The following is an 18,420-nucleotide window of genomic DNA, read 5'->3' as shown; positions in this document are numbered from 1 at the left end:
CGCGTTGACCAGGTGAACGGTCTTGGCGGCGAGCGTGAGGCCTCCGCCGGGGCGGCGGCGCACTGTGTGGACTACCCGGCCGGCCCAGGTCGTGAGCCCGTGCCGGTACTCGAAGAGGACGAAGTTCGCGGCCACGGTCACCGTGTCGCCCCGGTCGTCTCCGCCACGGTCGAGTACCTCGACGTTGGTCAGTAGCCGGCGCATCACCGACGGCGGCGTCTGCGAGTGCCGCGCACCCGAGTTGAGCTGCGCGACCCGGCTGCGGATCCGCTTGCGGTTGTCGTAGACGTAGGACAGGTTCACCCGTGGGTCGTGGTCCGGACCCATCGGGACCCAGTACACGCCGTCGTCGTCCCAGAGGGACTCCCACTCGGAGTACCGGGCCTCGTCGGCGAGGCGGGCCTCCCGGTGCAGGAAGGCCAGCACGTCGGGCTCGAGCGCGGGGTCCACCGGGGTCCCGGTGCTGAAGGCGGGCTCGCTCACGACTGCTCTCCATCCTGCGGCGCGCGGGTGTTGAAGCGGCCACCGAGGACCTCGGCCCAGTGCGCCCACCAGCCCCGCTGTGGGGTCTCCGCGCTCTTGTCGTGGTTGACCAGGCCTGTCTCGTCCGCCTCGTCCGTGTCCCGGCCGCGGGCCAGCACGATCCAGTCCGGCTTCCGGGCCGCCAGGCCGAGCTGGTTGCGGGCGCCGATCTCGCCGTCGTCGGCGATCAGGAAGCCGGCCGGGCCCATGGCGCCCTCGGTGCGGCGCAGCATCCGGCCGTTGAGCTCGTCCTGGTCCGGGATGAGGGCCGGGGTGGTGTACGCGACGGTCTCGCCCGGTGCGATCGGCTCGACCATCATGATGTTCATCTCGGCGAGGAACAGGTTCGGGAAGATCAGCGTGTGCGGCGGGCCGACGACGAAGGCCTGGTGCGTGTCGGCCGGACCGTGCGCCTGCTCCATCGCGGCCACGTAGTTCGGCAGCTTCGTCCTCGGGGCCCGGCCGAACCACACGAACTCCTCGTCGAGGCGGGTGTACTCGGACGAGTAGTCGATCTCGGAGTGGCCGTCGCCCATGTCCCGGACGCACACCTCGACCTTGCTCGGCACGTGCGAGACCTTGGCCTCGCGCACTGCCGAGTAGACCGACTCGTGGGTGAAGAGCGCGTGGTAGCCGTCGACGTTGTTCTCCATCACCATCTTCCAGTTGCTCCGGTGCTGGTGTTTCATCCAGCCGGCGCGCAGGTCGAGGCGGCCGTCCGGGGACAGCGCGAGGAGCCGGTCGATGGCGGTGGTCGCGCGGCCCAGGTGCTCGGCAAGGGTGATCCCCTCGGCGGCGAGGGAGGCGAAGACGAAGCCGCGGTAGGCCCCGGTCCGGGCGGTGCGGGAGAGCCCGAGCTCGCTGCGCCGGGCCAGGAACTCCTTGTCGTAGCCGGTGCGCATGGGCACGCCGACCAGCGACCCGTCGTTGTTGAAGGTCCAGCCGTGGTAGGGGCAGCGGAAGGTGGTGCTGTTGCCGGACTCGGAGTTACAGAGCCGGTTGCCGCGGTGGGCGCACCGGTTCATCAGGACGCGGACCTCGCCGTCCTTGCCGCGGGCGAGGATCACCGGCTGGCCGCCGATCCGGCGGGTCACGTAGTCGCCGGGCTCCGGAACCTCGCTCTCGTGTCCCACGAAGACCCAGCCGCGGCGGAAGACGTGCTCCATCTCCAGTTCGAAGACCTCGGGGTCGGTGTAGACCGAGCCGTGCACGTGGTCATGCCGGACGAGGTCGTCCACGTCCGTGCGGGCCGGCGCCGCCTGCGGTCGGGTGTCGAGTTCGGTCATGACGCTTCCTCCGGGTACGGGTCGTGCGCTGCGGGTGCGGTGGTGAAACCGGGCACGGCGACCTCGCCGAGCCGGCGGAAGCCGATGGCGACGGGATCGCCGATGGCGGGGGGTGCTGTGCCCGGGAAGACGGGGGCCAGCACGAGCCGGTGCCCGCTCGCCAGCTCGATGTCGGCCACCGGGTAGGGCTCCTCGGCCAGGACGAGCCCGGGTTCGCGCCGGTGCACGACCGTGACCGAGTGGACAGTCCCGGCCGGCGCGACCGCCCGCCAGATGACCTCGGCGCCACCGCAGCCGTCGCACACGCGCTGCTCGAGCTCCAGCGCGAGCCCGCACGCGGCGCAGTGCGGCAGGTGCAGCTCGTCCGCGGCGGCGCCGGTGTAGAGCGGCGCGAGTGAGTCGGCGGGATCGGGGGCGAGCCCGGGCGCGAGCAGCCAGTCGGTGAGCTGGGTGGTGGTCATGCAGCCTCCAGGACCAGGCAGGCGTGGTGGTCCGAGCGGCCGCCGAGCCCGCCGACGAGTGCGGTTCCGGCCCCGGGTACCTGGCGCTCGGCTCCGGCGCCGCGCAGCTGCACCACGGCCTCGTGCAGCGGTGTCATGCCCTGCAGGTAGAAGCCGGAGAGCTGGCCGCCACCGGTGTTCGTGGGCAGCTCGCCGCCAGGGCCGAGCTGCCCGGCCCTGGCGAGCTCGCCCGCCTGGCCGGGCAGGCAGAGGGCGTACTCCTCCAACAGCGCCAGGGTGACGACGGTGAACGGGTCGTAGAGCTCGATCAGATCCAGGTCACCGCGGGTCATCCCGGCGTGCCCGAGCGCCGAGTCGACGGCGGGACGACCGCCGCCGAACCAGGACTCCGCCCCGGTGCGCCTGCGCCGCACGGGATGCGCCCGGCCGGTGCCCCGCACGGCAACCCGTGCGCCCTCCCCGACGCCGGGATCGGCGGCGAGCACCACGGCGACGGCGCCGTTGACCGGCCGCGCGCAGTCCAGGCGGCGCAGCGGCTCGGCCACCATCGGACTGGCGTGGTAGCCGTCGGCGTCGAGCGGGGTGCGCTGCACGGCCGCGGGGTTGCCGAGCGCCCAGGCCCGCGCGGCGAGCGCGACGGCGCACAGGTCCTCGGCCGCGCCGCCGTGGACGTGCAGCCAGCGGGCCGCGAGCAGGGCGTAGGTGGGGACCGAGCCGAGCAGGCCGGAGGCACGCTCGAGCCCGCGCACACCGGAGTTGCCGCCGCTGTGCGCGTACATGGAGCCGGCACTGCCGCGGGCGCGGACCGGGGCGTCGGCGAAGACGCACACCACGGTCCGGACGACCCCCTCGCGCAGGGCCAGGACAGCGCGTTCGACCATCGCGATGGTGGTGGCGCCCTTGATCTCGATGTGCTCCAGCAGCCGCAGGTCGCCGAACCCGGCCTGGGCGGCGAGCTGCACGCCGACGCGGTCCGGCCGCACGCCCTGGCTGGAGCCGACGAGCAGGCCGTCGACCTCGGAGCGGGCCAGCCCGCAGTCGGCCAGCGCCGCACCCACGGCCTCGGCGGCGAGCGCCGCGGCCTCACCTCCCGGTGAGGTGGACATCACGGTCGCGCCGAGGCCCACGATCGCGGGGGCGTTCACGCCCGCTCGTCTCGGTAGTGCCCGACGCGCAGCCAGTTCACCCGGTCCTCGGCGCTGGCCAGGCACAGGCTCGCCAGTTCGAGCGGGGACAGCAGGATCTCCGCGCCGCTCTCCAGGTCCTCGACCAGCAGTCGCGGACCGTTGCCGCGCTCGTCGAGTGCGACCCGAACTGTCGCGAACTCGTTGCCGAGCTCGACGAGCTCGTGGCGGCCCTCCTCGCTGTGGGTAGGCCCGGGCGCGCCGACACCGACGACATGCCCCGGCCGGGCGGTGCCGTTCATCGGGGCGCTCATCGGGCGAGACACGCTTCTGTCGACGGTGACCACGTCATGGTTCTATCGTACACTTACTGTCAGAAACAATGTCCATACCGAAGGGCAGTCGATGAGTATCTCGCCTCTCGCCCAGCTCAGCGACAGTATGAGCAGCGCGGCCTTTGTGAACACAGTGAACACTGAAGTCCAGATCGAGGGAGGCGCGGCATGAGCGACACGCAGTACCGCAGCGTCTGGACGCATCTGCGCGAGCTCGAGTTCCGGCAGGGCTACCTCACTGCCGACGGAGTGCGGACCCGGTACGCCGAGGCGGGCGACCCGAGCGCCCCGCCGGTGCTGCTGCTGCACGGCACGGGCGGGCACTGGGAGACGTTCGCCCCGAACCTGCCCGCGCTCGCCGAGCACTTCCATTGCGTGGCGATCGACATGGTGGGTAACGGGTTCTCCGACAAGCCCGACCACGACTACGAGATCGCGGTCTACCTGCGGCAGGTCCGGGCGGTGCTGGATGCGTTCGGGTTCACGAGCGCCGCGCTCGTCGGGATGTCGCTGGGCGCGTGGGTGGCCGCGGCACTGGCCGTCGAGGATCCGGAGCGCGTCGAGAAGCTGATCCTGATGTCCCCGGCCGGCCTGGTTGCCACGGCCTCGAACATGGCCCGCATCCGCGCCGAGCGCACCCGCGCGGTGGAGAACCCCGAGTGGAACTCGATCAAGGCGATGTTCGATCACCTGATCGCGGACGAGGAGAACCGGATCCCGGACGTGATCGCGCTGCGCCAGGCGATCTACCAGCTGCCGGAGACCCTGGCCACCATCGACCACCTGCTGATCCTGCAGGACCCGGACGCCCGCGAGCGCAACCTGATCCCCGAGGACCGCTGGCGGACGATCTCGTGCCCGACCCTGGTCGTGGCCTCCGGCAAGGACCACGGCGAGTACCAGAGCACCGCGCGCCGGGTCGCCGAGCTGATCTCCGGAGCCGAGGTGCTGGAGATGCCCCACGTCAAGCACTGGCCGCACTTCGAGGACCCCGAGGCCTTCAACGCCGCCGCGGTCCCGTTCCTGCGCAAGGTCCTCGCATGACCCCCGAGGAGATCGCCGACGCCGCGGCTCGGCTCGACCGGGCCGAGCGCACCCGCACCCCGATCCGCCAGCTGTCCCTGCAGTACCCGGAGATGACGATCGAGGAGGCCTACGCGGTCCAGCACGCGTGGGTCGGCGCCAAGCTCGCCGGCGGACGCACCCTGCGCGGCCGAAAGATCGGGCTGACGTCGAGGGCGATGCAGCAGGCAGTGTCGATCACCGAGCCGGACTACGGCGCGCTGTTCGACGACATGTTCTTCGACGACACCTCCACCGTCGCGCACGACCGGTTCATCCGGCCGCGGGTCGAGGTCGAGCTGGCGTTCGTGCTGGGCCACCCGGTCAAGGGACCCGGCGCCACGCTGTTCGACGTCCTGTCCGCCACCGAGTACGTCACCCCGGCCCTGGAGATCCTCGACGCCCGGGTGCAGATGTCGGATCCGGACACCGGGCACCTGCGCACGATCGTGGACACGATCTCGGACAACGCCGCCGACGCCGGGCTGGTCCTGGGCGGGCGGCCGGTCCGGCCGAACGAGGTGGACCTGCGCTGGGTGTCTGCCCTGCTCTATCGCAACGGGGTGATCGAGGAGTCCGGGGTGGCCGCGGCCGTGCTGAACCACCCGGGCAACGGGGTGGCGTGGCTGGCGAACCGGTTGGCGCCCTACGGCGTCGGGCTGGAGGCGGGGCAGGTGATCCTCTCCGGCTCCTTCACCCGGCCGGTGCACGCCGAGGACGGCGATCTGTTCCACGCGGACTACGGGCCGCTGGGAACGGTGGGCTGCCGGTTCGAGAGGGGCACACCGTGACGTTCGCCGAGAAGCTGCGTGGCGCGAACCCGCAGATCGGGATGTGGGTCGTGTCCGGCAGCGCCTACTGCGCGGAGATCTGTGCGGGCGGCGGGCTGGACTGGCTGTTGCTCGACTGCGAGCATGCGCCCAACGACGTCACCACCGTACTGCCGCAGCTGCAGGCCGTGGCTCCGTACCCGGTCGAGACCGTGGTCCGGGTGCCGGTGGCCGACCCGGTGGTGATCAAGCAGTTCCTCGATCTCGGGGCCACCACCCTGATGCTGCCGATGATCGAGACGGCCGAGCAGGCCCGCGCGGTCGTCGCCGCCACCCGGTACCCCCCGGAGGGGATCCGCGGGGTGGGTGCGGCGTTCGCCAGGGCCTCGCGCTGGAACCGCACGCCGGGCTACCTGCGCGAGGCCGAGATCGGCGTGCTCGCGCAGATCGAGTCCGCGGCGGGGCTCGACGCACTGGACGACATCTGCTCGGTGCCGGGGATCGACGGCGTGTTCGTCGGCCCGGCCGATCTCGCCGCGTCGCTGGGCCGGCTCGGTGAGCCGGAGCATCCCGAGGTCGTCGCGGCCGTGGAGAAGGCGATCACCACCGTCACCGGTCGCGGCCTGGCCGCGGGTGTCAACGCCTTCGCCGAGCCGCTCGCCCGGCGCTACCTCGACCTCGGGGCACGGTTCGTGCTGGTCGGGGCCGACGTGGTGCTGCTCGCGCGGGGCAGCGAGCAGCTGGCCACGCGCTACCGCAAACCTGGAACGGAGTAGAGCATGGATCTCGACTTCTCGCCGGAGCAGCTGCTGTTCCGCGACGAGGTACGCACGTGGCTGGCGGAGAACGCGCCGTCCGAGCCGCGTCCGCACGGGGCCGCGCCGATGCGCGAGTACGACCTGGCCTGGCAGCGCACCCAGTGGGAGGGCGGCTGGGCCGGGATCGCCTGGCCGACCGAGTACGGCGGCCGAGGACTGACGACCCTGCAGCAGCTCATCTGGTACGAGGAGTACGCGAGGAAGGGAATGCCGAGCATCGACGCCTGCTTCGTCGGGCTCAACCACGCCGGACCGACCCTGATCACCCGGGCGAGCGAGGAGCAGAAGGCCCACCACCTGCCACGGATCCTGCGCGGTGAGGTGGTGTGGTGCCAGGGGTTCTCCGAGCCGGAGGCCGGGTCCGACCTGGCCTCGCTGGCCACCCGCGGCGAGATCGACGGCGACGACATCGTGGTCACCGGCCAGAAGGTCTGGACGAGCTTCGCCGACCTCGCCGACCACCAGGAACTGCTCGTCCGCACGGACCGCTCGGACAGGAAGCACCACGGGATCACCTGGGTGATCGCGGACATGCACAGCCCCGGCATCGACGTCCGGCCGATCGAGACGATCGACGGCGGCGCGGAGTTCTGCGAGGTCTTCTATGACGAGGTGCGGATCCCGCTGGCGAACGTGGTGGGCGAGGTCGACAAGGGGTGGGCGGTCGCGATGTCGACGCTCTCCTTCGAGCGCGGCACCGCCTACACCGCGGGCCAGGTCCGGCTGGCCGCGCTGGTGGAGAACCTGATCGAGCTGGCCCGCGAGCGCACCGGTCCGGACGGGCGGCGCCCGGCGATCGCCGACGACGAGATCTCGCGGCGGCTCGCCACCTGCCGTGCCGAGGTCGCGTCGCTGCGGGCGATGACCTACGCGGGCATCTGCCGCAACCTCGCCTCGGACGCCCCCGGCCCGGAGGGCTCGATCATCAAGCTCTACTACTCCGACATCGCGAAGCAGGTCGCGCGGCTGGCGATGGACGTGCTCGGCCCGGACGGGCTGGAGTTCGTGTCCCGCTGGGTGCCGGGTGGCTGGTCGGGCCACTACTTCTACTCGTACTCCGCGTCGATCGGCGGCGGCACCTCCGAGATCCAGCGCAACATCATCGGCGACCGCGTGCTAGGCCTCCCGCGCTGATGCCGCGCCGAGCAGGGCCCGCCCGCCGCCGTCCCCACGAGACAGGACCACCGATGGACCTCCTTCCCTCCGCGGATCAGCAGGAGCTGGTCGCCGCGGCCGCCGAGTTCTTCGCCGAGCAGGTGCCGATCAGCGCCGTGCGCGAGCGCCGCGCCGATCCCGCCGCCATCGCCCCGAAGGTCTGGGCCGAGGGCGCGCTGCTGGGGTTGCTCGGGCTCGCCGCCGACGTGGCGGTGGGCGGCTCCGGCCGGCCCCTCGACGACGAGGCGCTGCTCTTCCGCGAGCTCGGCCGGGCCCTGGTACCCGGTCCCTTCCTCGGCTCGGTGATCGGTGCACGGCTCGCCGCGCTCTCCGGTGCCGCTGACCTGGCCGGTTTCGTGATCGAGGGGCACACACTCGTGGCGCCTGCGCTGCTGCGCGTGGACGACGACGTCGCGACCGTCGCCGACGGCGTGCTCACCGGCCGGATCCGGCTGCTCGACCCCGCGGGCGCCGAGTACGCCCTGGTCGTCACCGACGACGGGGCCGGTCTGGTCGCCACGGCCGCGCTCACCGATCTGGCCCCGGTCGAGTCGTCCGACCCGGGCACCCGGATGGGGACGGCGCGCGCCGAGGCCGTGCCGGTGACCTGCTGGGTGCCCGCGACACAGGATCCGATCGCACTCCGGGGCGCCGTGCTGGCGGCCGCGCAGCTCGTCGGGATCGCGGAGGCGACCCGGGACCTGTCCACCGCGCACGCGAAGACCCGCATCCAGTTCGGCAGGCCGATCGGGGTGAACCAGGCGATCAAGCACCGCTGCGCGGACATGGCGGTCTCCGCCGAGGCCGCGCTGCAGCAGACCCTGTTCGCCGCGGTCAGCCTGCGGTCGGGGCGTGCGGACGCGGAGTTCCAGGTGCGCGCCGCGAAGGTCGTGGCGGGCCGGGCGGCGATCACCAACGCGGCCGAGACCATCCAGGTCCACGGCGGGATGGGCTACACCTACGAGCACGACGCGCACCTCTACCTCAAACGCGCGCACGTGGTCGACCAGCTCTTCGGTTCCCGGACGGCGCAGCTCGCGCCGCTGCTTGCTCAGGAGGCAGCCCAGTGAACGACACGATCCGCAAGGGCCGCGGCGCCGTCGTCGCCGGCGTCGGGCTGGCCACGCCCACCGGCGTGGCGACCAACCCGTACGCGCTGATCGCCGAGGCATCCCGGGAGGCACTCGCCGAGTCCGGCGTCGCCAAGCAGGAGATCGACGGACTCGCCTCCACCTCGCTGGGCACCCTCGCCCCGATCGACGTGGGGGAGTACCTGGGCCTGCGGCCGCGGTGGATCGACTCGACGGCGGTCGGCGGCGCCTCCTGGGAGGTGATGCTCGCGCATGCCGCGGACGCCATCGCCGCCGGGCACGCGGACGTCGTGTTGCTGACCTACGGGTCGACGGCGAAGTCCGACCTCAAGCGGGGGCTGCGCACCGCGAACCTGAACTGGGGCTCGCGCGGGCCGCTGCAGTGGGAGGCCCCGTACGGCCACACGCTGATCGCGAAGTACGCGATGGCGGCGCGCCGGCACATGCACGAGTACGGCACCACCATCGAGCAGCTCGCCGAGGTGGCGGTCTCCGCGCGGGCCAACGCCGCGGACAACCCGCAGGCCGCCTACCGCGACCCGATCACGGTCGATGACGTGCTCTCCGGCCGGATGATCGCCGACCCCTTCACCAAGCTGCACTGCTGCATCCGTTCCGACGCGGGCGCCGCGGCGATCGTGGTGTCCGAGGAACGGGCCAGGGACCTGCCGGGTACATCGGTGCACGTCCTCGGGACCGGCGAGAACGTCTCGCACGTGTCCACCAGCCAGTGGGAGGACATGACGGTCGGGCCGGCCTCGGTCTCCGGCCCGCTGGCATTCGAGCGCGCCGGAGTCACCCCGGACGACATCGACGTCTGCGAGATCTACGACGCGTTCACCTACATGCTGCTGATGACCATGGAAGATCTCGGTTTCTGCAAGAAGGGCGAGGGCGGGCCGTTCGTCGCCGACGGCCGGCTTCGGCTCGGCGGGACGCTGCCGACGAACACCGACGGCGGCGGGCTCTCGGCCTGCCACCCCGGCCAGCGCGGGCTGTTCCTGGTGGTCGAGGCGGTGCGCCAGCTCCGCGGAGAGTGCGGCCCGCGGCAGGTGCCCGACGCGACGCTCGCCTGCGTCAGCGGCACCGGCGGCTGGTTCTGCTCGAACGGCACGGTGATCCTCGGGACCGAGCGGCCGTGACCGCGCAGCATGCGGGTCCCGCGCCGCTCGCCGGGTCCTTCGACACCGCGGACGCCCTGCTGCGCGCCGCCGGCAGGGCGCACGGCGAGCGCGAGGCCTACGTGCAGCCGGACGGCACGCGGCTCACCTTCGCCGAGTGGGACCGCCGGTCCGACGCGGTGGCCGGGGCGCTGGCCGAGCGCGGTGTGGCGGCCGGCGACGTCGTCGCGCTGATGCTGCCGTCGTCGATCGACTACGCGGTCTGCTATGCCGCGCTGGCCCGGCTCGGTGCGGTGAGCACCGGCCTCAACACCCGGCTCGGCCCGCGGGAGGTCAGCGCGGTGCTGGACCGGGCCGGACCGGTGCTGGTGATCCGCGACGGGGCGGCCGGCCTGCCCGCGGTGCCGGCCGGTGTGCCGGAGCTCGACCGCGCGGAGCTGGCCGCGCTGGCGCGGCACCCGGGGCTGGGGGAGGACCGGCCGGCGCCGGGCCCGGCCTCGCCCGCAGTGATCATCTGGACGTCGGGGACGACCGGGACGCCGAAGGGAGCCTGGTTCGACTCGCGCAACCTCGCGGCGGCCGCGCTGTCAGCGGGGGTAATGAGCAGCCCGTACGACCGCAGGCTCGTGGCCACCCCGTTCGCGCACGCCGGTTACATGGCCAAACTCTGGGACCAGCTCGTCTGGGGGCTCACCCTGGTGATCTCGCCGGTGCCGTGGTCGGCGGCGGCGATGGCCACGATCATGCGGGAGCAGCGGATCACGGTCGTCGGGGGGGTGCCGACGCAGTGGAGCAAGCTCCTCGACGAGCCCGGTGCGCACGGGCTGCCGGACCTGCGGGTCGGTATCGCCGCCACCGCGCCCGCGTCGCCGGACCTGATCGAGGCGGTGGCGCAGCGGATCGGCGTGCCCCTGGTCGTCCGGTACGCGATGACCGAGTCCCCGACGATCTGCGGCACCGAGCCCGGCGACCCGCCGGAGGTGCAGTTCCGCACCGTCGGCCGCCCGCAGGAGGGCATGGAGGTCGCGGTCACCGACGACGACGGGCGCCCCGTCGCCCCGGGCGGGACCGGAAGGGTCCGGGTCCGCGGCTCCTGCGTGATGCGCGGCTACTGGAACGACCCGGAGCGCACGGCCGAGACGCTGACCGACGACGGCTGGCTGGTCAGCGGGGACCTCGGGCGGTTCACCCCCGAGGGGAACCTGGTGCTCGTCGGTCGCTCGACGGACCTCTATATCCGCGGCGGGTACAACGTGCATCCGCTCGAGGTCGAGAACGTCCTCGCCGAACACCCCGGCGTGCGCCGGGTCGCGGTCGTCGGCAGCCCGGCCCCCGTGATCGGCGAGATCGGCGTGGCGTTCGTGGTCCCGGCCGATCCGTCGGACCCACCCGCGCTCGACGAGCTGCGAGACTGGACCCGCGAGCGGCTCGCGGACTACAAGCGTCCGGACCGCCTCGAGCTCGTCGAGGATCTGCCGGTCACCGCGATGCTGAAGGTCGACCGGGACGCCCTGCGGGCCGCGGCCGCGCCGGCGGGCCGACCCGCGGGCCGGCTCAGCCCGCGAGGGTGCTCCGGCAGCGTTCGAGCAGGATCCCGGCCAGCTCGGCCGGAGCGCTGATCATCGCGTCGTGGCAGGTGTCGAGCTCCACCACCTGGTCGACCCCGCCCAGCGCCGCGATGGCCCGCCGCTGGGTGGCCGGGCTCTGCGCCCGGTCCCGCAGGGTGAGGATCCAGGTGCGCGGCACCTCCCGGGGCAGCGTGCTCCGGTCCGACGGTTCGGCCGTGACTCGGGTGGACTCGCCGTAGCGCCGGCCGAGGGTGAACTCCCGCTGCGCGGGAGTCATCCCGTTGCAGAAGGACAACCGCGCGAGCAGCCGGGGCATCGGGGCCGACGGCCCGCCGCGGCGCGCGGCCCGGCCCGCGTACCAGGCCAGCGGCCCGCTCAGGGTGTCGAGGATCGAGCGGCCCTGCGGCGGCACCGCCGCGGCCATCAGGACCATCCGCCGGACCCGGCCTGCTCCGAGCCGCGCGACCACGCCCGGCACGGTGAGCCCGGCCATGGAGTGGCCGACCACGACGACGTCGTCGAGCCCCTCGGACTCGATCCGGCGCACCACCGAGTCCACCCAGTCCGCGACGGTGACGGTCGCCAGGTCGGCGGGGGACGAGCCGCGTCCGGGCAGGTCGACGGCAAGCACGGGGATGTCCGGTGCGCGTCGCCGAAGCTCGGCCACGGTGGGCTCCCAGCAGTCCGCGGCGTGCTGGCCGCCGTGGACGAGGACGAGGGCCGGACCGGACATCGCGCTCCTGGGGTCGGGGATCGGCATCGACCCCGCGGAAGAACACAGACCGTCAGATAGTACGGTCGGACCGGCCGAAAAGGCACCTCTGCTCGGCAGTATCTTCCGTTGATGCAGTTCGCAGCTTCGCTCTAGGGGTTGTATCGATGGCGATGCCGTCAGATAATCTTCGAAACCGATGGAGAGACCATGGGCGTTCTCTCGGAACCACACCGTCGTGCCCGCCGGGGCGGGCTCGCCGCGCTCACCGCGGCGCTGGCGGCCCTCTTGGCGGTCGCCGCGCCGGCGGCCGCCGCCCCCCTGGCGCCCGCCTCGGCCGGGGCCTGCCGGGTCGTCGCGGTGCCGGTGGCCGGCGGCGCACAGGTCGAGGGCGACCTCTGCGATCCCGCCGGGCGCAACTCGCCGGTCCTGCAGCTGCTCGTACCGGGTGGCACCTACGCACGCTCGTACTGGGACTTCCCGGTCGGGCACACCTCGGCCGGTGAGCCCCTCTCCTACTCCCGGCACATGACGGCCGCGGGCTACAGCACGCTCGCCCTCGACCCGCTGGGGGTCGGCGGGAGCAGCCACCCGCCGAGCGTGACGGTGACCATCCAGGCCCAGGCCGAGGCGATCCACCGGGTCGTGCAGGCGGCCCGGACCGGCGCCCTCGGCGCCACCTATCCGACGGTGGTGCTCGTCGGCCACTCGCTCGGAACCCTCACCGGCTACGTCGAGGCGACGACGTATCGGGACGTGGACGGGATCGTCGCCAGCGGGACGTCGCATTCGCCCGCGGCGGGAGCCGTCGCGGCGCTGTTCGTCCACGCCGTCCCGGCGCCGCTGGACCCGGCGACGCGCGACGAGGTCCCGCTGGACATGGGCTACATCAGCCTGCCCGGCGCCCGGGAGATCTTCCACGCCGGCGGCCGGACCGACCCGGCGGTGCTCCGGGCCGACGAGGAATCGCGCAGCCCGGGTTCGTCGGCCTATCTCGGGACCCTCGCTCCCTACATCGCCGCCCCGCCGCTGTTGCGGACCGAGACCCTCGACGTCCCCGTCCTCGTCGCCAACGGTCGCGGGGACGCCGTGTTCTGCCGGCAGGGTGGATACGGCTCGGGCACGGACTGCGCGGACGCGCAGGCCCTCCGGGCCACGGAGGCCCCGTTCTTCGGGCCCGAAGCGGTCCTGGAGACCTACGTGCTCCCGGACGCCGGTCACATCCTCAACCTCACCCCGTCCGCCTCGGACTGGTTCGCCCATGCGACGGGGTGGTTCACCGAGCACTTCCCACTCGACAGCTGATTCTGACGCCGTCGTCGGGCAACGAGGGGTGCCTTCCTCTCGGAACGAGCGCCTGCGTCCGCTAATCTGACGCTGCGTGCACGAAAGCGGCACGGCGACCACGAGCAAGGGAGCGAGCATGGACGTCAACGGGATCTCGGCAATCGTCACCGGCGGAGCCGGTGGCCTCGGTGAGGCGACCACCCGGCGGCTGGTGGCCGCCGGTGCGTCGGTCGTGGTGGCCGACCTGTCCGACGAGCGAGGCAAGGAGCTCGCCGACGAGCTGGGTGAGCGCGCCCGCTATGTGAGCACGGACGTCACCTCGGACGACAGCGTCGAGGGTGCGATCGCGGCGGCCACCGAGCTCGGCCCGCTGCGGCTGCTCGTCAACGCGCACGGCGGCGCCCCGGGGCCTGCCGCCCGCGTGGTGGGCCGCGACGGTTCACCGGCGCCGATGGACGCGTTCGACGGGTACGTGCGGCTGTTCCTGGCCGGCACGTTCAACACGATGCGGCTGGTGTCCGCCGCGATCGCGCGGCAGGAGCCGGACGCGAACGGCTCGCGCGGGCTCGTGGTCAACACCGCGAGTATCGCCGCCTTCGAGGGGCAGGTCGGGCAGACCGCGTACTCGGCGGCCAAGGGCGGCGTCGTCGGCCTCACGCTGCCCGCGGCGCGCGACCTGAGCCCGCTGGGTATCCGGGTCGTGGCGATCGCGCCGGGCACCTTCTTCACCCCCGCGTTCCGGATGGAGCGCGACGAGGCGGAGACGCGCTGGGGCAGCGGGGTGCCGTTTCCCAAGCGGATGGGCAGTCCGTCGGAGTACGCCGAGCTGGTGCACAGCATCGCGATCAACGACTACATCAACGGCGAGACCATCCGGATCGACGGGGCGCTGCGCTTCCAGCCGAAGTAGGAGCGCTTCCGCTCGACGTGGCCGGGTCCCGGCGTCGCGGGGAGCGTCCGCGGCGCCGGGTAGAGCCGGGTCGTCCGGTCAGCCGGCCGCGGCCTCGGCGCTGGTCACGGCGTCGCCGTTGATCGAGAATCCGCCGTCGGACGTGAGCCGGCTCCCGGTGACGAACGCGGCGTGGTCGGAGGCCAGGTAGGCGACCGCGTACGCGATGTCCATCGGGTTGCCGATCCGGGTGAGTCGGCCGCCGCCGGTGTGGTGGCCGGCGTCGCCGCGCAGGGCCACGACCCGTCCCACGAGCACTGAATTGGCGCGGATGCCGTCCGGCCCGCCCTCGACGGCCAGCGTGCGGGTGAGCGCATCGATCGCGCCCTTGGCCGCCCCGTAGGCGCCGAACCCCTTGAAGCCCGCGATCGCCTGGCCCGAGGAGATGTTCACGATGGACGCACCCTCGGACGCCGCCAGGTGTGGCCAGGCGTATTTCGAGGCCCAGAACACGTTGCCGGTCAGCGTCCCGACCAGGATCCGGTTCCACTCCTCGGTGCTCGTCTCGGCCACGCTCTTGATCGTCCCGGCGACCACGTCGGTGGGGGCGGCGTTGTTGACCAGTGTGGTGAGTACACCGAACCGCTCCACCGTCCGCTCGATGACCTCGCGGACGCTCTGCTCGTCCGTCACGTCGAGCGCGAGGAACTCGGCCTCGCCGCCCGCCTCCCGGATCCGGGCGACGACCTTCTCGCCCTTCTCCACGGTGCGGCCGGTGACGGCCACCTTCGCGCCCTCGGCTGCGAGGTGCTCCGCGATCGAACGGCCGATGCCGCGGGTCGACCCGGAGACCAGCGCGACCTTGCCCTGCATGAGTCCTGCCATGTCGTCTCCTGTCCGGCGGGCGTACCCGTCTGTGGTCGACGTCGTCGACCTGAAAGTGTCAGTAGTGTTAGATTATGTCAAAGAAGTCGACTGATTCTCCTCGTCGTGGCGTGGGCACAGCATCAGATGGTTCTCACGGAGAGGTGGGGCGATGCGCTTCCTGCTGATGTTCCCGATGCGTGCGGTCAAGCACCACGAGCGCTGGCTGGACGGTGCCGACCTCGGCGATGTCGCTCGCGCGGTGGAGGAGGCCGGGTTCGACGCCGTCGCCATGACCGAGCACCCCTACCCGGACGGCCGCTGGCTCGCCGAGGGCGGCCACCACTCCTACGACCCGTTCGTCTCGCTGTCCTACATGGCCGCGGCAACGACGCGGCTCCGGCTGGTCACCTACGTCCTCGTCGCCGCCTACCGCAACCCGTACCTGTCGGCGAAGGCGATCGCGAGCCTCGACTCGGTGTCCCGAGGCCGGTTGACGGTGGGGATGGCGGCCGGATACCTCAGGTCCGAGTTCGACGTCCTCGGCGCGGACTTCGCGAACCGTGGTGCGATCCTCGACGAGACCATCGAGGCGATGCGGGCGGCCTGGGCCGGGCGCGACCACGTGGGGGCACGGTTCCCGGCCAGCGGACACAGCATGGTGCCGGCCCCGGTGCAGCCGGACGGGCCGCCACTGTGGATCGGGGGCAACAGCAGGCCGGCCCGGCGCCGGGCGGTGCGGGTCGGCGCCGGCTGGATGCCGATCGCGCAGGGCCCGGAGATGGCCGCGATCACGGGCACCCCGCCGCTGCAGACGGTCGAGCAGCTCGCCGAGCAGGTGGGGGAGATGCAGCAGGTCCGGCGCGCGGCCGGTGCCGCCCCGCTCGACGTCTCGTTCGTGCCCTTCGAGAAGCAGTCGCGGCACGCCGGCGGTGCCGCCGAGTTCGCCGAGGAGATGCGCGGGCTGCTGGGGACCTACGCCGAGGCCGGTGTGACCTGGATGACTATCGAGCCGACCAGCCGTTCCTTCGCCGACTTCCGCGAGGACCTCGCGGCGCTGTCCCGTGGCCTGCTCGCGCCCGCGCGCTGAGGGTCCGGCCCGTCGGGTGCCCCGCGCGCAAGCCATTGTGCACCTGGCAGGCGCTCACTGGGCGACCCTGTAGCTCAGCCCCGGACGTGCTGGAGCAGCGGCCCGAGCAGCTCGGGTGTGGAGCCGTGCAGGGCGATCTCGTCCGCTCCGGCAGCCAGGTACGCGTGCAACCGGGCGGCGCACGCTCCGGCCGGGCCCACCGCCGCGGACGATTCGATCCACTCCCGCGGGATCAACTCGCGCGCCACGTCGACGAGCTGATGGCGGGTGTAGTGGTGATCGGCCGCGCCGCGGATCCCGCTGAACATCGGGTGCGCCCGCAGCGGCGCGAGCGGGGCCGGGTCCCACTCGTTCACCGACGCGAGGTTCTCGCCGAAGCCGGGGATCTGGAAGTAGGTGACCGCCCGGGCCGCGACGACCGCGCCCTCCTCCTCCGCAGTGAGGTCCGGCGCGGTCACGACGGTGGCGTACACCCGGACCGCGGCCGGGTCCCGGCCGGCCTGGGCCGCGGCCTTACGCACCCGCTCGGCGGACCGGCCCACCGCCTCCGGGGTGAGAAAGGGGTGCAGGAGCACGCCGTCGAAATGCTGCCCGGCCAGCTCGAGGCTCTTCGGCCCGATGGCGGCCAGCACGATCGGCGGGGGTGGCGCGTCCGGGAGGTCGCCCAGGCGCATCTTCGGGAACTCGCCCGCCGGGCCGGAGTAGGAGACCTTCTCGCCCCGGCACAGTCTGCGGACGATGTCGGCGGTGTCGGTGAGGACGGCGTTGGTGACCGCGGGCAGCCCGACGGCCTTCCATGTCGCCGCCACCGACCGGCCCACGCCCAGCACGAAGCGGCCACCGGTGAGGGCCTGCGCCGTCATCGCCGTGGACGCGAGGGTGAGCGGGTGTCGCACGCCGAAGTGCGTGATGCCCGAGGCGATCCGCACGTGCTCGGTGGCCTGGCCGATCGCCCCGGCCAGGACCCCGAGGTCCTTGGTGCCCCAGCGCTCGCTCAGCCAGACCGACCCGAGGCCCAGGTGCTCGGCCGTGCGGGCTTGGCCCACCGCGGCCCGGGGATCGGGGACGCGGCCGGGCAGGACGTAAGCACCGAGCTGGTCCAGGACTGTTGCAGAGTTCGACACCGGCCTATTCTGACACCGTGTCTCCGAATTGGCCACCATGGTGGCCGGGTCGGGGCGGGTGCAGTACGCGATAGGCATGGAGGGGCGAGAATGACGGTCGCCACGCGGCGTGAGGTGCGGGAGACGGCGGAACGGCTCACGGGCTGGCTCGCGGGTCGGCTCGGGGCCACCGATGTGCGAGTGTCCCGGCTGGAGCTGCCCGACGCCGGGTTCAGCAACGAGACGGCCTTCTGCGAGGTGGACTGGACCGGCCCGGAGGGCCCGGAGCACCGCGACTACGTGCTGCGCATCCAGCCGACCGCGCACCAGCTCTTCGTCGAGCCGAACGCGCTGTTCCAGGCCCGGATGATGCGGGCCCTCGGCGACTCGACGGACCTGCCGGTGCCGCGGATCCCGCTCGTCGAGCCGGATCCGGAGCTGTTCGGCGCACCCTTCTACGTGATGGAGCGGGTGGCCGGGCGGATCCCGCCGGACGTGCCGAGCTACCACCGCCGGGGCTGGGTGACCGAGCTCGACGAGGATGCGCGCGCCCGGATGTACGACAACGGGCTGGTCGCCATGGCCCGGCTGCACGCCGTGGACTGGCGGCGGGGCTTCGGTTTCCTGGCCCCCGCGGGTGGCGCGGACCCACTGGCGGCCTACGTCGAGCGGCTGGCGGAGTGGTTCACCTGGGCGCAGGCGGACGTGATCCACGACGCGGACGTGGTGCGCGCGGGCCTGGAGCACGTGGTCGGCCACCGGCCCGAGCCGGAGGGTGAGGGTCTCGTCTGGGGCGACGCTCGGGTCGGGAACATCATCTACGGCGCGGACCTCGAGGTCGCCGCGATGATCGACTGGGAGACCACGACGATCGGCCCCCCCGGGATCGACCTGGGCTGGTGGCTGGTGTTCGAGGACTACCTCTGCGAGGCCCAGCACAAGCCCAGGCTCGCCGGGGTCCCCGGCCGGGGGGCGACCGTGGCCCGGTACGAGGAGCTGGCCGGGCGGCGCCTACCGGCGATCGCCTACTACGAGGTCCTCGCGGCGCTGGTCCTCTCGCTGATCACCAGCAGGCTCAGCCGGCTGCTGATCGAGAGCGGCTTGGCGGAGGACGTCGCCACCGAGTACACGACCCGGGTGACCGGGATGCTGCGTCGCAGGC

At 72.8% G+C, this 18,420-nt stretch carries 19 protein-coding genes; 11 read left to right on the top strand and 8 right to left on the bottom strand.

Translation table 11 applies throughout. The features are described 5' to 3' along the window. From I4I78_RS16440 to I4I78_RS16420, 5 genes are all read right to left on the bottom strand, one after another. Nucleotides 1-483, bottom strand: a 483-nt coding sequence (locus I4I78_RS16440) for an aromatic-ring-hydroxylating dioxygenase subunit beta (protein ID WP_308252158.1), incomplete at its 3' end; no start/stop codon positions are given. Continuing rightward, nucleotides 480-1,808 (bottom strand): aromatic ring-hydroxylating dioxygenase subunit alpha, encoded by a 1,329-nt coding sequence (locus I4I78_RS16435; protein ID WP_218612207.1) that lies wholly within the window; start codon nucleotides 1,806-1,808, stop codon nucleotides 480-482. The genes I4I78_RS16435 and I4I78_RS16440, both read right to left, overlap by 4 nt. After that, entirely contained in the window at nucleotides 1,805-2,269 is a 465-nt protein-coding gene (locus I4I78_RS16430) for a Zn-ribbon domain-containing OB-fold protein (protein ID WP_218612206.1), read from the bottom strand. Before I4I78_RS16430 ends, I4I78_RS16435 begins: the two co-directional genes overlap by 4 nt. After that, nucleotides 2,266-3,414: a thiolase family protein gene (locus I4I78_RS16425; RefSeq protein WP_218612205.1), complete on the bottom strand. Its 1,149-nt coding sequence runs from the start codon at nucleotides 3,412-3,414 to the stop codon at nucleotides 2,266-2,268. Before I4I78_RS16425 ends, I4I78_RS16430 begins: the two co-directional genes overlap by 4 nt. Further along, entirely contained in the window at nucleotides 3,411-3,707 is a 297-nt protein-coding gene (locus I4I78_RS16420; RefSeq protein ID WP_218612204.1) for a hypothetical protein, read from the bottom strand. Before I4I78_RS16420 ends, I4I78_RS16425 begins: the two co-directional genes overlap by 4 nt. A 189-nt stretch (nucleotides 3,708-3,896) precedes the next feature. Between I4I78_RS16420 and I4I78_RS16415 the strand changes: the two genes are divergently transcribed. The 7 genes from I4I78_RS16415 to I4I78_RS16385 are packed head-to-tail and all read left to right on the top strand — an operon-like array spanning nucleotide 3,897 to nucleotide 11,364. Next, a complete protein-coding gene (locus I4I78_RS16415; protein WP_218612203.1) occupies nucleotides 3,897-4,772 on the top strand; it encodes an alpha/beta fold hydrolase in 876 nt (291 codons plus the stop codon). Next, a complete protein-coding gene (gene hpaH, locus I4I78_RS16410) occupies nucleotides 4,769-5,581 on the top strand; it encodes a 2-oxo-hept-4-ene-1,7-dioate hydratase (protein ID WP_218612202.1) in 813 nt (270 codons plus the stop codon). Before I4I78_RS16415 ends, hpaH begins: the two co-directional genes overlap by 4 nt. Further along, nucleotides 5,578-6,336, top strand: coding sequence for an aldolase/citrate lyase family protein (locus I4I78_RS16405; protein WP_308252157.1), 759 nt, complete (start codon nucleotides 5,578-5,580; stop codon nucleotides 6,334-6,336). Before hpaH ends, I4I78_RS16405 begins: the two co-directional genes overlap by 4 nt. A 3-nt stretch (nucleotides 6,337-6,339) precedes the next feature. Continuing rightward, on the top strand, nucleotides 6,340-7,512 hold the full coding sequence (locus I4I78_RS16400) for an acyl-CoA dehydrogenase family protein (RefSeq protein WP_218612201.1): 1,173 nt from the start codon (nucleotides 6,340-6,342) through the stop codon (nucleotides 7,510-7,512). Nucleotides 7,513-7,565: 53 nt separating this feature from the next. Continuing rightward, the gene (locus I4I78_RS16395) at nucleotides 7,566-8,603 is read left to right on the top strand and encodes an acyl-CoA dehydrogenase (protein WP_218612200.1); all 1,038 of its coding nucleotides are present in this window, start codon (nucleotides 7,566-7,568) and stop codon (nucleotides 8,601-8,603) included. Next, on the top strand, nucleotides 8,600-9,766 hold the full coding sequence (locus tag I4I78_RS16390) for an acetyl-CoA acetyltransferase (RefSeq protein WP_218612199.1): 1,167 nt from the start codon (nucleotides 8,600-8,602) through the stop codon (nucleotides 9,764-9,766). The genes I4I78_RS16395 and I4I78_RS16390 overlap by 4 nt, the downstream gene beginning before the upstream one ends. After that, the gene (locus I4I78_RS16385) at nucleotides 9,763-11,364 is read left to right on the top strand and encodes a class I adenylate-forming enzyme family protein (protein ID WP_218612198.1); all 1,602 of its coding nucleotides are present in this window, start codon (nucleotides 9,763-9,765) and stop codon (nucleotides 11,362-11,364) included. The genes I4I78_RS16390 and I4I78_RS16385 overlap by 4 nt, the downstream gene beginning before the upstream one ends. Here the strand turns inward: I4I78_RS16385 and I4I78_RS16380 are convergent. Next, entirely contained in the window at nucleotides 11,300-12,046 is a 747-nt protein-coding gene (locus tag I4I78_RS16380) for an alpha/beta fold hydrolase (RefSeq protein ID WP_218612197.1), read from the bottom strand. The two genes, I4I78_RS16385 and I4I78_RS16380, sit on opposite strands and share 65 nt — an antisense overlap. 189 nt (nucleotides 12,047-12,235) lie before the next feature. Here I4I78_RS16380 and I4I78_RS16375 point away from each other — a divergent pair, with 189 nt between their 5' ends. Both I4I78_RS16375 and I4I78_RS16370 read left to right on the top strand, forming a co-directional pair. Next, nucleotides 12,236-13,330, top strand: a complete 1,095-nt coding sequence (locus I4I78_RS16375; protein WP_218612196.1) for an alpha/beta fold hydrolase — start codon at nucleotides 12,236-12,238, stop codon at nucleotides 13,328-13,330. A gap of 118 nt (nucleotides 13,331-13,448) precedes the next feature. Continuing rightward, the gene (locus I4I78_RS16370; protein WP_218612195.1) at nucleotides 13,449-14,222 is read left to right on the top strand and encodes an SDR family NAD(P)-dependent oxidoreductase; all 774 of its coding nucleotides are present in this window, start codon (nucleotides 13,449-13,451) and stop codon (nucleotides 14,220-14,222) included. Between the two features lie 78 nt (nucleotides 14,223-14,300). Here the strand turns inward: I4I78_RS16370 and I4I78_RS16365 are convergent, their stop codons facing one another. Next, nucleotides 14,301-15,086: an SDR family NAD(P)-dependent oxidoreductase gene (locus I4I78_RS16365; protein ID WP_218612194.1), complete on the bottom strand. Its 786-nt coding sequence runs from the start codon at nucleotides 15,084-15,086 to the stop codon at nucleotides 14,301-14,303. 151 nt (nucleotides 15,087-15,237) lie between these two features. On the opposite strand from I4I78_RS16365, the gene I4I78_RS16360 reads away from it, so the two are divergent. Further along, nucleotides 15,238-16,155, top strand: coding sequence for a TIGR03619 family F420-dependent LLM class oxidoreductase (locus I4I78_RS16360; RefSeq protein ID WP_218612193.1), 918 nt, complete (start codon nucleotides 15,238-15,240; stop codon nucleotides 16,153-16,155). 74 nt (nucleotides 16,156-16,229) lie between these two features. Here the strand turns inward: I4I78_RS16360 and I4I78_RS16355 are convergent, their stop codons facing one another. Beyond that, nucleotides 16,230-17,279 carry a TIGR03857 family LLM class F420-dependent oxidoreductase gene (locus I4I78_RS16355; RefSeq protein WP_218612192.1) on the bottom strand — a complete coding sequence of 350 codons (1,050 nt, stop codon included), beginning with the start codon at nucleotides 17,277-17,279 and terminating at the stop codon, nucleotides 16,230-16,232. Between the two features lie 90 nt (nucleotides 17,280-17,369). On the opposite strand from I4I78_RS16355, the gene I4I78_RS16350 reads away from it, so the two are divergent. Then, nucleotides 17,370-18,420 (top strand): phosphotransferase family protein (locus I4I78_RS16350; RefSeq protein WP_218612191.1); only part of this gene is annotated, 1,051 nt, incomplete at its 3' end.

The organism is Pseudonocardia sp. KRD291 (assembly GCF_019263595.1).
Lineage (GTDB): Bacteria > Actinomycetota > Actinomycetes > Mycobacteriales > Pseudonocardiaceae > Pseudonocardia.
This window is presented reverse-complemented; position numbering and strand designations above follow the sequence as displayed.

Excerpts from the sequence above, each read along its gene's own strand:
- I4I78_RS16435 (WP_218612207.1), bottom strand. The coding sequence starts at position 1,808 with ATGACCGAACTCGACACCCGACCGCAGGCGGCGCCGGCCCGCACGGAC.
- I4I78_RS16430 (WP_218612206.1), bottom strand. The coding sequence starts at position 2,269 with ATGACCACCACCCAGCTCACCGACTGGCTGCTCGCGCCCGGGCTCGCC.
- I4I78_RS16420 (WP_218612204.1), bottom strand. The coding sequence starts at position 3,707 with ATGAGCGCCCCGATGAACGGCACCGCCCGGCCGGGGCATGTCGTCGGT.
- I4I78_RS16415 (WP_218612203.1), top strand. The coding sequence starts at position 3,897 with ATGAGCGACACGCAGTACCGCAGCGTCTGGACGCATCTGCGCGAGCTC.
- hpaH (WP_218612202.1), top strand. The coding sequence starts at position 4,769 with ATGACCCCCGAGGAGATCGCCGACGCCGCGGCTCGGCTCGACCGGGCC.
- I4I78_RS16400 (WP_218612201.1), top strand. The coding sequence starts at position 6,340 with ATGGATCTCGACTTCTCGCCGGAGCAGCTGCTGTTCCGCGACGAGGTA.
- I4I78_RS16395 (WP_218612200.1), top strand. The coding sequence starts at position 7,566 with ATGGACCTCCTTCCCTCCGCGGATCAGCAGGAGCTGGTCGCCGCGGCC.
- I4I78_RS16380 (WP_218612197.1), bottom strand. The coding sequence starts at position 12,046 with ATGTCCGGTCCGGCCCTCGTCCTCGTCCACGGCGGCCAGCACGCCGCG.
- I4I78_RS16375 (WP_218612196.1), top strand. The coding sequence starts at position 12,236 with ATGGGCGTTCTCTCGGAACCACACCGTCGTGCCCGCCGGGGCGGGCTC.
- I4I78_RS16370 (WP_218612195.1), top strand. The coding sequence starts at position 13,449 with ATGGACGTCAACGGGATCTCGGCAATCGTCACCGGCGGAGCCGGTGGC.
- I4I78_RS16365 (WP_218612194.1), bottom strand. The coding sequence starts at position 15,086 with ATGGCAGGACTCATGCAGGGCAAGGTCGCGCTGGTCTCCGGGTCGACC.
- I4I78_RS16360 (WP_218612193.1), top strand. The coding sequence starts at position 15,238 with ATGCGCTTCCTGCTGATGTTCCCGATGCGTGCGGTCAAGCACCACGAG.